Annotated in this window: 12 protein-coding genes; 3 read left to right on the top strand and 9 right to left on the bottom strand. The window is 48.0% G+C overall.

Features of this window, described 5'->3' with window-relative positions:
* Positions 1-7: 7 nt before the first annotated feature.
* From AC6ESP_RS02285 to AC6ESP_RS02275, 3 genes are all read right to left on the bottom strand, one after another.
* The gene (locus AC6ESP_RS02285; RefSeq protein ID WP_497095059.1) at positions 8-838 is read right to left on the bottom strand and encodes a carbohydrate ABC transporter permease; all 831 of its coding nucleotides are present in this window, start codon (positions 836-838) and stop codon (positions 8-10) included.
* 2 nt (positions 839-840) lie between these two features.
* Complete coding sequence (locus AC6ESP_RS02280; RefSeq protein ID WP_497095058.1) at positions 841-1,722, bottom strand: carbohydrate ABC transporter permease; 882 nt, start codon at positions 1,720-1,722, stop codon at positions 841-843.
* 98 nt (positions 1,723-1,820) lie between these two features.
* On the bottom strand, positions 1,821-3,125 hold the full coding sequence (locus tag AC6ESP_RS02275) for an ABC transporter substrate-binding protein (RefSeq protein ID WP_497095057.1): 1,305 nt from the start codon (positions 3,123-3,125) through the stop codon (positions 1,821-1,823).
* 192 nt (positions 3,126-3,317) lie between these two features.
* Between AC6ESP_RS02275 and AC6ESP_RS02270 the strand changes: the two genes are divergently transcribed.
* The 3 genes from AC6ESP_RS02270 to AC6ESP_RS02260 are packed head-to-tail and all read left to right on the top strand — an operon-like array spanning position 3,318 to position 6,699.
* Positions 3,318-4,325 (top strand): glycoside hydrolase family 113, encoded by a 1,008-nt coding sequence (locus tag AC6ESP_RS02270; protein WP_497095056.1) that lies wholly within the window; start codon positions 3,318-3,320, stop codon positions 4,323-4,325.
* A complete protein-coding gene (locus tag AC6ESP_RS02265) occupies positions 4,322-5,524 on the top strand; it encodes an AGE family epimerase/isomerase (protein ID WP_497095055.1) in 1,203 nt (400 codons plus the stop codon). The genes AC6ESP_RS02270 and AC6ESP_RS02265 overlap by 4 nt, the downstream gene beginning before the upstream one ends.
* Positions 5,521-6,699, top strand: coding sequence for a glycoside hydrolase family 130 protein (locus AC6ESP_RS02260; protein WP_497095054.1), 1,179 nt, complete (start codon positions 5,521-5,523; stop codon positions 6,697-6,699). Before AC6ESP_RS02265 ends, AC6ESP_RS02260 begins: the two co-directional genes overlap by 4 nt.
* Before the next feature lie 228 nt (positions 6,700-6,927).
* Here the strand turns inward: AC6ESP_RS02260 and AC6ESP_RS02255 are convergent, their stop codons facing one another.
* The 6 genes from AC6ESP_RS02255 to AC6ESP_RS02230 form a co-directional block, all read right to left on the bottom strand.
* The gene (locus tag AC6ESP_RS02255) at positions 6,928-8,922 is read right to left on the bottom strand and encodes a beta-galactosidase (RefSeq protein WP_497095053.1); all 1,995 of its coding nucleotides are present in this window, start codon (positions 8,920-8,922) and stop codon (positions 6,928-6,930) included.
* Positions 8,923-8,940: 18 nt separating this feature from the next.
* A complete protein-coding gene (locus AC6ESP_RS02250; protein ID WP_497095052.1) occupies positions 8,941-9,768 on the bottom strand; it encodes a carbohydrate ABC transporter permease in 828 nt (275 codons plus the stop codon).
* On the bottom strand, positions 9,765-10,649 hold the full coding sequence (locus tag AC6ESP_RS02245; protein ID WP_497095051.1) for a carbohydrate ABC transporter permease: 885 nt from the start codon (positions 10,647-10,649) through the stop codon (positions 9,765-9,767). Before AC6ESP_RS02245 ends, AC6ESP_RS02250 begins: the two co-directional genes overlap by 4 nt.
* Positions 10,650-10,734: 85 nt before the next feature.
* The gene (locus AC6ESP_RS02240) at positions 10,735-12,021 is read right to left on the bottom strand and encodes an ABC transporter substrate-binding protein (RefSeq protein WP_497095050.1); all 1,287 of its coding nucleotides are present in this window, start codon (positions 12,019-12,021) and stop codon (positions 10,735-10,737) included.
* Positions 12,022-12,124: 103 nt separating this feature from the next.
* On the bottom strand, positions 12,125-13,195 hold the full coding sequence (locus AC6ESP_RS02235) for a response regulator transcription factor (protein ID WP_497095049.1): 1,071 nt from the start codon (positions 13,193-13,195) through the stop codon (positions 12,125-12,127).
* Positions 13,192-14,967, bottom strand: coding sequence for a sensor histidine kinase (locus AC6ESP_RS02230; RefSeq protein WP_497095048.1), 1,776 nt, complete (start codon positions 14,965-14,967; stop codon positions 13,192-13,194). Before AC6ESP_RS02230 ends, AC6ESP_RS02235 begins: the two co-directional genes overlap by 4 nt.
* Positions 14,968-15,075: the final 108 nt, after the last annotated feature.

Here is a 15,075-nt window from a genome sequence, read left to right as displayed (position 1 = left end):
ACGAAAATTACTTCACCGCCCCGCTGGTCACGCCTGCGAAGATATATTTCTGTAAGAACAGATACATGATTGCCGTTGGGATCATAATAATAAGGATTGCCGAGGATACCATCTGCCAGTCCCCGCTGTTCACTCCGAAGAACCGCATGAGCGCAGTCGAGACTACAACATGCTCCGCCCGAGGCAAATACAGAAACGGAACGAACATATCATTATAGATACTAATCGTTTTTAGAATAATAATGGTCGCAGTAGCTGGTGCAAGCAGCGGGAATATGATCGACCGATAGATTTTGAACAAGGATGCTCCCTCGATCATTGCACTCTCATCCAGCTCATAAGGGATATTGCGGATGAACTGCAGGAAAATATAAATTTGCATAATATCTGCTCCAATATAAATGAGCACCGGACCAAATAAGTTGTTCGTTAAGCCTAGTGAAAGCACGGTTTTGTAGTTAACCACCTGCGTCGTGATCTGCGGGATAATGGTCGCGAACAGGAACAGGCCAACCAGTACGCCCTTGAACTTGAAGTTGAATCTCCCCACTGCATAACAGAAGGCTGATCCAATGATGATATTAAGGATGAGTGTAACAGCCACAATAAACAACGTATTGCCGAAGGCATGCAGCAGGTTGGCCTGCTTGAAGGCACTGACGAAATTATCGAAGTTCAGGAAGCTGTCAGGCAGTGCAATCGATTCTTTATTGAAGAACTCATCCTTCGTCTTGAACGCATTAATGACTATTATATACGGAGGGAACAGGACAGCAAATACCCCAAGAATTAGCGATAAATATTTAAGTGAGCTCCACAGCTTATTCTCCTTGGTCATTCCTAATCCCTCCCTTTCAATAAGAAGCGCTGTACAGACAATACTAATACTACAAATACTAACAACACTACGCTCATCGCTGATGCCAAACCATAGTTGTTAAATTGGAACGCAGTCTCGATAATTTTCATGACAAAGGTTTCACTTGCCCCTGCAGGTCCACCGTTCGTCAGGACGAATGGAAGGTCGAATACTTCCAATGCTCCGGTTACCGTTAGGAACAGGTTCAGCTCAATGATTTTATAAATATTCGGTAATGTAATCTTCGTGAATTTCTGCCAGCCGTTCGCCCCATCGATCGAGGCCGCCTCGTAAATATCACTTGGGATAGATTGCAAGGCTGCCAAATAAATGACCATATTGAAGCCCATGAAGCGCCAGAAGCCAATGGAAGCAAGTGTATAGTTGACTAGTCCCTCAGTTCCAAGCCAGCTAGTCTCTGAGCCAAGACCTATTAGACCAAGTACATAGTTCAGTGAGCCTTCTGTTGTATTGAATACAAAACCGAATAAGTAAGCTACGGCAACGCCATTCAGAATATAAGGAAGGAATAGGACGAGTCGGAAGAAGTTCTTCCCTTTCAGCTTGCTGTTGAGTATAACAGCGAAATAAATAGCAACGATATTCTGCACGATACCTACGGCGAAATAAGCAAAGTTATTTTTGAACACGCCAAATATTTCTGGATTGGAGAATACCTCTTTATAGTTGGACCAGCCGATCCAGGACTTATCTGGACTTAACCCATCCCAATCTGTGAAGCTTAAACGGAACAGCTCCAGAGCTGGATAATAGGCAAAGGTAAACAGCAATATCAATGGCACAGCAATAAAGGAAATAATAATTATTCTCTTCTGTGCATTAAAAGAAAGGCTACTTAGCATGGGAAATCCCCTCTCCTCCACAACTCATTATCTTTATCTTTAATGGAAAGAAGCAGGATGGGCTACCCGAGTAACCCATCCTGACGTTACTTACAGTCCTACAGACCAAGATCTTTCTTCGCTTTGGCCCATGCTGCATTTACTTTATCCAATACCTTTTGCGGGTCTTTCGCGAGTACGAACTCTTGAACGACTGCAGCTTGATCGATTTGCGCTTTGTTCTGGATTTCTGTAGCTGCATCTACTGGAGAAGCAGGCTCGAAGAACGTTACATTGTAGCTGTTGAACTCAGCCAGCTGTGCAAGCTTAGGCTCTTTGGATTTCAATGTGGGAATAAAGCCTGCAAAATCTTCATAGCCTGACTCTTCGATCATCCATTGTACGAAAGCCTTAGCTGCTGCTACGTTGCCGTCTTTGTTAACCGCATAGAAGAAATCTGGGTTAAGAGGCGCTTTGGCTTGACCTGAATTGTCAGTTGGGAACGGGAAGAAGCCTACATCCTCTGCTGCAGCGCCAGCGCCGATAACTTGGTTAATAACCCAGTTACCCAGCAAGTACATACCGAATTTACCTTGTGCTACGTCAATTTTGGATTGCTCCCAGTTCGTGGAGTTAATATCTTTCTCAAGGAAGCCCTTCTCGCTGAGCTCTCTCAAGATGCTCCATGATTTGCCGTAAGCGTTATCAAGTGTGTACGGCGTATCTGTCTCAGCACGTTTGTTCTGGTGGTCAGCAGCTCCTGCAATCATTGTAGTAACATCATAAACCCATGCATCTAGCGGCCATTTGTCTTTGAAGTTGGAAGCCAGCGGCACGATGCCTGCATCCTTCAGCTTCTGTGCTGCTGCAAGGAACTCATCATAGGTTTTCGGAATGTCCGTAATACCTGCTTGTGCGAAAGCTTTTTTATTGTACACGACGCCTACTGTAGAAGCACCAGAGGAAATACCGTACATTTGGCCTTCATTCGCCTTCAGGTCTTTGAAGTAAATCTCATCCGAGAAAGCGATATCATCTAGTGGCGCAAAATATTTAGGCAATTCGTTGTTAGCAATCGTAGGCGTGAATACGACATCAGGGAATTTGCCTGAAGCGATACGAATTTTGAGGTTTTTATCATAATCTGTGATGGCTTCGAATTGAAGATCAACGCCTGGGTATTTATCTTCAAAACGTTTCTCATAATCGTTGTATTCTTTGTCGATCATATCTGTCCGGTTGGTAAGGAAAATAACTTCGCCTGTAATCTCTGATGCAGGTGCCTCAGTTGCAGTGTTATTCGTGTTGTTCGTTGCTGCTGGCTCTGTAGTTGGTGTGTTGTTAGCGTTGTTCCCACCACCACAAGCCGCTAACATTGTTAGCATAACAGAAGATACTACTGCTAACTTAAAAACCTTCTTCATTTCTTTTTCCCCCTAAGAATTGTTTTGGCAACGCTTGCAACTTGAGTTTACTTCATGTGAGAGCCTGTTGAAATGGTCTACATTGTCTTTTCTAGTCTTAGGATGACATTAGAAAAAACACTTTTTTTCATTACCCTCTTGCCAACAGCCACCCTTATCATGTTTACTTGTTATATAAATTATTAGTTTATTATGCTAACAAACATACCGATGAACGGAGCGAAGACGACGATGAACATGACTACACCATATATCGCCGGAATGACCTGGGGCTGGACTGGCGTACGCGGTACTTGGACAGGTGAGCAAGCTGAGCAATCCATGGAGCTTATGGCTGAGAATCTGAAGCTCAATTGGGCAGCTATTACATTCGGGGCACATCAAGCTCATCCACAAGCGACTGAAATTACTTATTGGGAAGAGCCTACTGTTACGGACGAGGAAATCACCTTCGCTATCCGCAAAGCGAAGTCGCTCGGATTGAACGTTTGTCTGAAGCCGGTGGTGAACTGTGCTGACGGCACTTGGCGCGCACATATTAACTTTTTTGATATTAATGTTCCTTGTGAGCCCAAATGGTCGGAATGGTTCGCTTCCTATACGCGCTTCATGGTGCATTACGCGAAGATTGCTGAGGAAACTGGCTGTGAGATGCTCTGTATTGGCTGCGAAATGGTGCAGACGGACCGCAGGGAATCCGAGTGGCGCCAGCTAATTAAAGAAGTAAGAGCCGTTTATTCAGGCATCATTACGTATAATTGCGATAAATATCAAGAGAATCAAGTGAAATGGTGGGATGCGGTTGATGTCATCTCTTCCAGCGGCTACTACCCGATCGATCAATGGGAGGAACAGCTCTCTCGTATTGAACCGGTTGTGAAGCACTATGACAAGCCCTTTTTCTTCATGGAAGCTGGCTGTCCAAGCCGGGAAGGCTCGCCTTCTATTCCGAATGACTGGGGACTGCAGGGAGCCCCAAGTGAGCAAGCACAGGCGGACTTCTATGAAGCAATGTTCGCAAGCTGTGAGAAGCGCGACTGGGTCGGCGGCTTCATGCTGTGGGATTGGCCGGCCATTCTATATCCGCCTGAGCTTGCTACTCAGAATGATGATTACTGCTTGTATGCCAAGAAAGCAGAAGCTATCGTAGGCAGCTACTACGCTAGTAAAACAAGGACGAAAGAGGTGAATGCTCAGTGACAACCGTAAAAAGCAGCTGGCTTGAAGCGATTGAGCTTGAGCTTAAGGACAACATCCTATCCTTCTGGATGAAGAACACGATTGATGAGCAGCACGGAGGCTTCATCGGAGAGATTAGTCAGGACATGACCGTCCATGCCGATGCCGATAAAGGTCTGGTGCTGAACGCTCGCATTCTATGGACGTTCGCGGCAGCTTATCGTCTGCTTGGCAATGAACAATATTTGCAGACAGCCGACCGTGCCTATCAATACCTAACCGCGCATTTCTACGATCGTGAATATGGCGGACTCTATTGGATGGTTGACGTGAACGGCAAGGCTTCGCAGGATAAGAAGCAAATCTATGGTCAATCCTTCGTTATTTATGCGGTATCCGAATATTACCGGGCAACTGGTGATGAGAGTGCCTTGGCTTATGCGATTGAACTGTTCCGTACGGTAGAGAAGTATGGCTATGATTCTCTTCATAAAGGCTACTGGGAGGCTCTCTCCCGGGAGTGGCAGGAGACCGATGATTACAGCCTAAGCGGTAAAGATCGGCTCGAGCGGAAATCAATGAATACTCATCTCCATGTACTCGAGGCGTATACGAACCTGTATCGGGTGTGGAGGTCTGATGAGCTTAGAGTGAAGCTGAAGGAGCTTATCGAAATCACGATGGAGCATATCATTGATGCCGATACCGCCCATTTCAATCTCTTCTTCAACGAGGAATGGGAGGTCAAATCCGACCTAATCTCCTATGGCCATGATATCGAGGGAAGCTGGCTGCTGCATGAGGCAGCTGAAGTATTAGGCGATGAAGAGCTCCTCGCCGCTGCCAAGAAAGCGGCAATCCGCATGGCAGAGGCCACTTATGCGGAGGGCGTGGATACAGATGGAGGTCTGCTCAACGAAGCTGACAGTACTGGACTAATCGATACGGATAAAGACTGGTGGCCGCAAGCCGAGGCAGTAGTAGGCTTCTTCAATGCATACCAGCTGACCGGGGACACGAAGTTCCTGGAAGCTTCAGAGAAGAGCTGGTCGTTCATCGATCAATATATCGTCGATAAAGCTAACGGGGAATGGTATTGGAGCGTTACCCGCGAAGGTGTCCCGACAACGGGCCATCCTAAAGCCGGCGTATGGAAATGTCCTTATCATAATGCTAGAGCATGCTTTGAGTTAATTGAGAGAGGGAGAGATCACGAATGAGTCTATTTGAACAAAGAAAATCACAGCTAACCACACAATATGAAGCACTTGTACAACGCCCGAATACGCCTATTATGAACGGGAACGGCATCTATGAGCGATACGAGCATCCCGTGCTGACGGCCGCTCACGCCCCACTTCATTGGAAATACGATTTCGACCCGGCTACGAATCCTTATTTCATGGAAAGACTGGGCATCAACTGTGTGTTCAACCCCGGTGCCATCTACTTGAACGGCAAATATTATCTGGTCGCCCGTGTAGAAGGCAATGACCGCAAGTCCTTCTTCGCAATCGCTGAGAGCGACAACGGGATCGACGGCTTCCGCTTCTGGGATCTTCCGATCCTGCTGCCGGAGACAGAGAACCCCGATATTAACGTCTATGACATGAGGCTGGTGAGCCATGAGGACGGCTGGATCTACGGCCTGTTCTGCACGGAGCGCAAAGACCCAGCTGCAGGCCCTGGAGATCTGTCCAGCGCTATTGCTCAATGCGGAATTGTGCGTACGAAGGATCTAACTTCATGGGAGCGGCTCGCTGACTTGAAGACCAATTCCAATCAGCAGCGCAACGTGGTGCTTCATCCTGAATTTATTGATGGCAAGTATGCCTTCTACACTCGTCCACAGGATGGCTTCATCGATACGGGATCAGGCGGCGGTATTGGCTGGGGGCTGTCGGCAACCATCGAGAACGCGGTTATCGAGAGTGAGAGCATCATTGATGAGCGCCACTATCATACAATCAAAGAAGTGAAGAACGGCCAAGGCCCTGCTCCGATCAAAACCGAGAAAGGCTGGCTGCACATCGCTCATGGCGTACGCAACACCGCTGCTGGTCTGCGTTATGTGCTCTATGCTTTCTTGTCGGATCTGAATGAGCCGAACAGGGTCACTCATCGCCCTGGCGGCCACCTGCTCGCCCCTGAAGGAGAAGAGAGAATCGGCGACGTGTCGAATGTAGCCTTCTGCAACGGTATTATTGCGCGTGATAACGGCGATGTGTTCCTCTATTATGCGTCATCGGATACTCGCTGCCATGTCGCTACAACGACGATCGACCGCCTGCTCGACTACGTCATGAACACACCTGAGGACCCGCTCCGTTCTCACGCTTGTGTAGAGCAGCGCATTGCACTTATTCAGCGTAATTTGCAGGTTAATTCGAAATAAAGTAAGGATAAGGATTAACATACTGCTGCGCAGGACGAATGTTCTTACAATCGCTGTTGTTTCCGGATTGCTTGAACAATTGCCCAATGGGGCAATCCGGAAACAAAGGCGAACGCTACGCTTCTTCAGAATCATTCGTTCTGCTCTGCTGCTGTTTATGCACCAAAAACAACAAATAAGGCTCAACAGGAGGCTATGCGCCGCTCATGTTGAGCCTTTTTCTCTTCACTATTCTTTTAGTATAGCAACGCCCCAAGCTGGGAGTCTGACGCTGTCTCCTGTCTTGACCAAGTTGCCTGACAACAGCTCTACAGCATCGCCATGCGGATAATGAATGGCTGTCTCATCGCTGGAATAGTTGAAGTAATAGCGAATATGGTTGCCCGCACCATTAATGCCCGCACGGGTAATGATAGGGAATGACAGCTCCTGCTCCACTCCCCATAGCCCTGCCTCCTGTACGGCGCCTTCCAGCACTCGGCGGATAATGCCCGCTTCCGGCAAGCATCCGATATAAGTCGCAGTACCCGAGCCATACCGATTACGCGTAATAGCAGCGTACTCTCCCCATTGCTTATGTTGATACCAAGCAAGCACCTCAGCCGATCCAGGTGTCAGCAGCTCCATCCATGATGTGACAGCCGCTGATTCGCCTTCAGCTGCAATTGGACCACGCAGTCCAACCTGTTCAGGTACAATGAACATATTGTACGTTACGCCGCATGCTTCCTGAATGATGCCCGGCTGCTGCGACTGGCGCACTTTCACAGTCTCATCGGCAAAGCCGCTTTTGAAGGAGTAGACTACGTGGCCTCCACCTTGTACATACTCGTTCAGACGCTGCAAGCAAGCATCCGGTGCCGCGTATAGGGCAGGCACAATAATCAGCTTGTAACGGTCCAGCTCCGTGCTCGAAGGAGAAATAAAATCACATTCCACATTGAGCTTGTACAGCTCGTCATAGAGCGCACGCACCACATCATTGTACAGCTTGCCGTCCGGCAGCTTGAACCATTCCATTGCCGTTAACGCCTCATTACTAACCAGCATCGCGACTTTGTTCGTTTTGCGCAGATTGACTAGCTCAGCGCTCAGACGCTGGAAATCGGCGCCGACCGTCTTCGCCTCATTGTAGACAGGGTTCGGGCCAAGATCATGACTCAGCAAGCCCTTCCAGTAAGTCTCAATGGAATTATGAATGGAATGCCAATGCCAATAAGCGACCATATTAGCTCCCGATGCCAGATGGCTGAATGCAAGCTGGCGAAGCTGACCAGGATATGGGGTCCAATTAGGGAATGCCTGCGCTTGCGTCTCCAGCACCAGGTAGTTGCTGTCTTTAAGCGAACGTGTCATATCACCGCCGAAGGCAATCTCAATGCCCGTCAGCTTATCCTGTGAAGGATGATAAATATCGACACCTGCAATATCGAATGGCACCGCAGCTGCAAAATGGTCCACTGCTGACTGAACCCCGAACGAATGCCCGCGCCAATCGAAATCGAAGTTCTGCGTGACGAACTGTCCAGGCTGCTTGTATTCATTCACGAGCGATACCTGCCAAGCCAGAAACTCGTTAACAAGCGTTCGCTGGAACTTGGCGAATTCAGCGCCTAGACTGCCGTTAATCGTTCCAACCATGGAAGGGAAGTCCTCCCAGCTGTTGATTCGGTTGCTCCAATAATCGAGACCGAAGCGGCTATTGATTACGTCGAGATCACCGTAAGTATCACGCATATATTTAACGAAGCGCAGCTGAACATTCGCTCCTGCCGTATCATAATGCTTCGTCTCATTATCCGTCTGATAGCCGATTACCGCGGGATGACTAGCAACTCGCGAGATGAGCTTGCGAATAATACGCTCCGCATAGAATAAATAGGCTGGACTTGTAATGTCCATGATCTGGCGGGCACCATATTTGCCTAGGCCACGAGGCGTCTCTGCGAGCACCTCCGGATGCTCCTTGACCATCCAAGTCGGAACCGCATAGGTCGGCGTTCCGACAATGACATGAATGCCCGCCCCATGCATAGCATCAAGCACGCGGTCCACCGAGGTGAAATCAAATACCCCATTGTGCGGCTCATGAGTGCTCCAGGTAGACTCGGCAATGCGGACAACGTTAATGCCCGCCTCCTTCATCATCCGAATATCCTCATCAAGCCTCTCATAAGGCATATATTCATCATAATAAGCAACACCATACAATAATTTGTCCAAGTGGATCCGCTCCTTCGATTAGCCTTTGACCGCGCCTTCGGCAATGCCGTGCATAATGAAGCGCTGGAAGAACGCATAGATGATAATGACCGGAATAGCTGTCAGCACGAGGGCAGACAAGATTAATGACCAGTCCTTGTTGTATTCGCCGAACAGTGTATTCGTAGACAAAATAAGGGTAAAGTCCGCCGAGTCTGTCAGCATGAGCAGCGGCAGCAGGAAGTCATTCCAGATCCAGAGAAAATCAAGAATAGCAATGGTAACCGTAATGGGTACTAGCAAGGGAAAGATAATTTTGAAGAACGTCTGGTACTCGTTGCAGCCATCTATCTGCGCCGCTTCCTCCAGCTCGCGAGGAATCGACTTCACAAAACCATGATACAAGAAAATGGCCATATTGACACCTAATCCGATATAAATAACGGACAGACCATAGGTGCTTCCTTGCACAGATAACGATTTGGCCATTCTAGTGAGCGGAATCATGATCGAATGGAACGGAACAAGCATGGATGCGATAAACAGGAAGAAAATAAACTGACTCAGCTTGCCGCTTGTTCGCGACAGCTTGTAGCCGGCAAGCGAGGCGAACAGCACGATGCCGCCAATGCCTAGCACCGATATAACAACCGAGTTCAAGGTGCTGCCCAGCAGATTTATTTTATCAAAGGCCTGCACATAGTTGTCAAAGCTAATGCTGGTAGGCAGAGAAACGAATGAGCGGAACATATCTCCCTGCGTCTTGAAGGAGTTGATAATGGCCAAATAGATAGGGAAGAAGGAGATAGCTGCACCGATTGTCAGTAGAATGCCAATAAGCAGCGATGTTGATTTTTTCTGTCTCATGCCTCTACCTCCCGTTTTTTCATAACCTGAATTTGAATAAAGGTGAAGATCAGAATAATAATGAACAAAATAACCGATTTGGCGCTCGCATAACCATAACGGAAGTTGTTCGAGAAAGCCTCTTCGTAAATATTCATCGTAATTACCTGCGTGCTGCGGCCTGGGCCGCCGCCAGTAAGTCCATATACCGCCTCGAACACTTTGAATGCGCCATTAAGCGTCAGGAAGAAGCAGATCGTGATAGCGTGTGTAATCATAGGTAGCGTAACGTTGCGGAACGTCTGGAACGGCGTTGCGCCGTCAATGACAGCAGCCTCCTTCAAGCTTTGCGGAACGCCTTGCAGCCCGGCCAAATAAATAATCATCATATAGCCTACGCCGTTCCACAAGGAAACGATAAGGATAGAGAAGAACGATACATTCGGATCGCCGATCCAGGATTGACCGAAGAAGGCAATGCCTGTCCTCTCTGCCAATTGCGGGAGCACCTGCGCGAACACGAACGTCCACATAAAAGCACCGATAATCATACTGATCATATTCGGCATGAAGAAGATGGTGCGGAAAAACCCTTTGCTGCGCGTCCGTGTCTCGATTAGCACGGCAAGACCAAGCGCAATTACATTCTGCAGTACGATCATGAACAATACATATTTAAGCGTGAAGAGCAGCGAGTTGATAAAGTCCGGATCCTCTTTAAGCGCTTCCACGAAGTTTCCAATTCCAATAAAATCATAATCTGTATTGAGTCCATTCCAATCCGTAAAGCTGTAGAACATCCCGCCTATTGTCGGGATTAATAGAAAAGCGGCATATAAAACAAATGCTGGCGCGATAAATGTTATAAATGTAGCATATTTGCGAAAGCCTTTGGCGAGCATCGGTTACGCCCCCTCCATGTGATAATCTGATCTCTCTCAGCAAGCAGGTGGGGAGCTTGCGCTCCCACCATGCCCGAATATCTGTTTATTTGTTTACTTTGTTGAATGACTTCCACGCTTTATCCAGTGCAGTCACAACATCGTCCTGCGAAATTTGGCCCGCATAATACGATTGCAAGCCTTTGCCGACCTCATCCTTGACCGCTTGCGGAATGGCAGGGTCCTGATATGATTTGCCTTCTTTTACATATGCGGTTGCATCATTCACCCATGGATAGCTCTCATACGTGTGAACAGTCGCGATGGGATTAAACTTCAGGACTTGGAAGAAATCGTTGGAGGCTTGGTCATCGAGCACATAATTGATGAAATCAAGCGCTACCTCTTTGTTTTTGCTCGATTTGGAAACAGCTAGAGACGTAGACGCGCTCAGGTTGATCATCGTCGCTTGCTCGTTATCGTTGATTGGCAGCGGCGCTACACCAAATTCAATGTCAGGATTCGATTTCAGTATTGTCTCCGCATACCATGGACCTTGCAGCCACATAGCCGCTTTGCCTGATGCGAACGCTGCTGCTCCGTCATCTGCGCCAACCTCGGTCGCACGCTCTGTACCGTTGCTGTTAATCAGGTCGAATACATCGAAGATCGCTGATTTGATTTCAGTGAAGGAGCCTTCATCCTTGTTCATCCGTTCAATGAAATCTGAATTCTCGGTGTTGATCATGGCCCCAGCCGCTAGCGGAAGTATCAATTGCGGTACCCATGACTCTTTGTAGGACAATTCAAACGGCGTAATATTGTTCGCGTTCAGCTTCTCTACAATCGCTTTCAATTCTGTCAGCGTCGTCGGAGGCGTCAATCCAAGATTGCTGAATATCTCCTTGTTGTACAAGAAGCCCCAAGATAATGTTTCTAACGGAACTGCAACGACCTTGCCATCCGTGGTCGTTACCGCAGGCTTAATGCTGTCTAGCAGCTTGCCTACGAATGGCTGAGTGGACAGATCCTCCAGGTAGCCAGCTTTGTAATAGGTCGGTATCTCATTGATTGCATGAAGTGCAAAAATATCAGGGGCATCATTGGATGCAAGACGCGTCTTCAAGATTTGAGCCGCATTGTCAGCTGTTGGCATCTCAAGCTGTACCGAAACATCGATGTTCTTGTCGGCCTTCTCTTTGGCAACAAAGTCGGCAATAAATTTGTCGTAATGCTCTTTAAGCCGTGGCTGTGCAATAAAAATCTTCAGCTTAACGCTCTTCGCTTCACCGCTTGTTCTGGGCTTGCTATTGCTGCTCGTATTATTCCCGCAGCCCGCCAGAAGTGTAACTGCAAGTGCTGTAACCAACATGCCTTTTAACATTTTTCTCATTGGTGACGACCTCCCCAATTGCCTTGTATTGTTTACATGTTCAGTGTAACTGATTTATGAAAGCGTTTAATTGGACGGATTTGTACACTTTTGTTGGACAATTTTAAACCTCGTTGTTTTTACGCATTTCGCCTGGAGCGATACCGAAGCGCTTTTTGAATACGCGATAGAAATAAGTCACATCCTCATAACCTGCCATTTCGGCAATCGCTTTAATCGGAATGTTCTCGTCCAGCAGCCATTCCTTCGCCTTGTCCATTCGCAAGGTCAGCAAATAATCCGTAATGTTGCAAGCGAACTCCTGCTTGAACATCTTGCTCAAATATTCTTTGCTCACATAGAAGCTTCGCGCTAGCTGCTCCAGCGTGATCGGCTCGGCGTAATGCATATCCATAAACTTGCGAACTTCCTCCAGATTAAGCTTGTTCTTGAACTTGCGCAGCTGGATCAATTGATCCAGCATATGTCCGTAGCACACCCGCAAAAAAGCCGTTGTGCCGCTAGGCGACTCGAACGTGCTGGATTCATAGGAGAACTTCAAGCTGTCCGCACTCTGTGAATTAACCGCCATCAGCTCCTTAAGCAGCACCAGCAGCTCCTGCGCAACCTGCTCCAGCATAGCTGGCTTCACAACTGCCTTCGCATCGAGCTCTACCCGCAATTGATTAAGCGTCGACTCGACGCCTTCATAATTAAGCTCATTGTAGTAGCTGCGCAGGCGGGCTTTGAACGGAGAGAGCAGATAAGAGACATCGATATCCAAGCCTCGGACATGGATGTCAGGCTGCGCAGCCTCCACCTGCTCTTTGCATTTGAGCAAAGCAGCGTTGAGCTCCATTGGGTCCACAGGCTTCAGCAAATAATCGACTGCTGCGAACCGGAGCGCATGCTTCGCATATTGAAAATCATCGTAGCCGCTGACTACAACCGATTTAATATCGGGATAACGTTTATGCAGCATCTCTAGCAATCTAACGCCGTCAACACCAGGCATGCGCATATCTGTAATAACAACCTGAGGAGCAAGCTCTTCAACCAGCCTCAGCGCCTCCATGCCATCCTCCGCTTCTCCGATAATAGTCATGTTCAGTGCATCCCAGCTGCCGAACGTCCTTATAATATCCCGTGTCCACCCTTCATCGTCTACTAACAGCACTTTAATGCGATTACTCAAGTCTGACTCCCCCCGCCAAGTGGTATGCTTACTGTTACCGTTGTGCCTATTCCAAGCTCGCTATGGATCGTTATATGGCCTTCTCTGCCAAAATGCAGCTTGATTCGCGCTGCGACATTCTGAATGCCAATCCGGTTGCCGGTCGTCCATGCTTGTCCGCTGGGCCCGCCCAGCCTGCTCCTGACGAGAGCCAGCCGATCAGCGCTCATACCGATGCCGTTATCCCTGATGCGAATATGCACTGTACTCTCTTCCTTGTAGACGTCAACGCTAAGCTGCCAATCTCCCGGCTTCGTATCCAGTCCATGGAAAAAAGCATTCTCCACAATAGGCTGCAGTGTGAGCTTAGGAATTGGACTCGCAAGTGCCTCCTCATTCTGCTGCACCTTGTACGCAAGCCTTGCTCCGAAGCGCTGCTGCTGAATTTTCATATAATTATCGAGATGGCTCATCTCGGACTTTAACGTTGCCAGATGATCAGGATCACGAATGACATATCTGAACATTTCGCTAAGCGAACGAATAATGGCATAACATTCCGCAGGCGGCTTGGTGAACAGCATACTGCCGATCATTTGCAGCGTATTTTGTAGGAAATGCGGATTAATCTGAGCCTGAAGGGCTTTGAGCTCCGCTGTCTTTTTCTCAAGCGTAATACTATATTCGTTCTTAATATGTTCTTTGATTCGCAGAGACATGTTGTTCAGCTTCGTCTCTAGAAGCCCGATCTCATCGACGCGATTGCTGATCGGAATCTCCGTCTCTCTTATAAGGCCGAGTCCTTGCATCGATCTCGCCAACAGCACAATAGGGTTAGCTAGGCGCCAAGCGAGAAATATGGCCATAATGATTGCAGCGATAGCCGAAATAATTCCGACGATGAACCCAAATCGCATCGTAGCAAGCGCGCTCTCATTAATCACGCTTCTTGGAACGATGTTAATGAGGCGGAGATTAACCGGATCGATCGTATTGTAAAACACATATTCATCATCCGTCCTGTAGTAGCCTTGTCCTTCATCCTCTTGCCGTATATGCTCCAGCGTCCGCTCTGGCACGTCATGACCACCTGGCAAATAGAGTACCTCGCCCTCCCCGCTGGCAATAAGCAGCTGCTGCTGATCGCCGCGACCTAGCAGTTCGAGCGTCTGATCGAACATGGACCATCGAATCCGCAAGGAAATATAGCCAAGGCGATCCTGATTCTCGAAGCGGTTAATGCTTCTAATTAATTGGAATTGATCAGGCTGCTCCTCGTCTGTCCGCACCATAAAGTCTTCGTTGTTGACCAACATTGTCTGGAAGGGCTCCGGATGAGCGGCTACTGACTCAATATCATTTTGCGATGCGTTAACGATAAACATCTTGTGGGGCTCAGCTAGATACATCTCCACTCCGATGACCTGATTGCCCGCAGAGTAGAACAAATTATTGAGTGTCTCGATTAGATTCTTCTGTATCGTGAATTGCGTGGACGGACTACCCTCCTCCGCATTCGCCAAATATTCGCTGAGATGAGGACTAATAAGCACACTATAAATAAAATTATTCAATTGTGTGAATTGGTCACCTACGTATACACCTGTCCATTTCATATTGGATTCGTTCGTTGCAATCACTTCTGTCTCCATGGAGACGCGGCTGTTGTCGGCAGCAAGCCCCGTTATAGCGGCAATCGGCACAATCGCCAATACGATCATTGCGAGTATCAGCTTATTCCTAATGCTGCGTTTGAACGGCTCGACCAGCTTGTTGAACAATCTTGTTATCATTACGACATCACCCCCGGGTTGCAACCATTATAGCCTTGAAGCAGACAAGCTCAAAAGGTTAAATCAAAAAGCACGAACGCCCCGCAGCTGCTGTGGGCGTTCGTGAAT

This window comes from Paenibacillus xinjiangensis (assembly GCF_059686975.1).
Note: the sequence above shows the minus strand (reverse complement) of the source record. Positions and strands in the feature narration are given on the sequence as shown.

Coding starts and splice junctions, on each gene's coding strand:
- AC6ESP_RS02245 (WP_497095051.1), bottom strand. CDS start 10,649: ATGCTCGCCAAAGGCTTTCGCAAATATGCTACATTTATAACATTTATC.
- AC6ESP_RS02275 (WP_497095057.1), bottom strand. CDS start 3,125: ATGAAGAAGGTTTTTAAGTTAGCAGTAGTATCTTCTGTTATGCTAACA.
- AC6ESP_RS02240 (WP_497095050.1), bottom strand. CDS start 12,021: ATGAGAAAAATGTTAAAAGGCATGTTGGTTACAGCACTTGCAGTTACA.
- AC6ESP_RS02280 (WP_497095058.1), bottom strand. CDS start 1,722: ATGCTAAGTAGCCTTTCTTTTAATGCACAGAAGAGAATAATTATTATT.
- AC6ESP_RS02230 (WP_497095048.1), bottom strand. CDS start 14,967: ATGATAACAAGATTGTTCAACAAGCTGGTCGAGCCGTTCAAACGCAGC.
- AC6ESP_RS02260 (WP_497095054.1), top strand. CDS start 5,521: ATGAGTCTATTTGAACAAAGAAAATCACAGCTAACCACACAATATGAA.
- AC6ESP_RS02250 (WP_497095052.1), bottom strand. CDS start 9,768: ATGAGACAGAAAAAATCAACATCGCTGCTTATTGGCATTCTACTGACA.
- AC6ESP_RS02285 (WP_497095059.1), bottom strand. CDS start 838: ATGACCAAGGAGAATAAGCTGTGGAGCTCACTTAAATATTTATCGCTA.
- AC6ESP_RS02270 (WP_497095056.1), top strand. CDS start 3,318: ATGCTAACAAACATACCGATGAACGGAGCGAAGACGACGATGAACATG.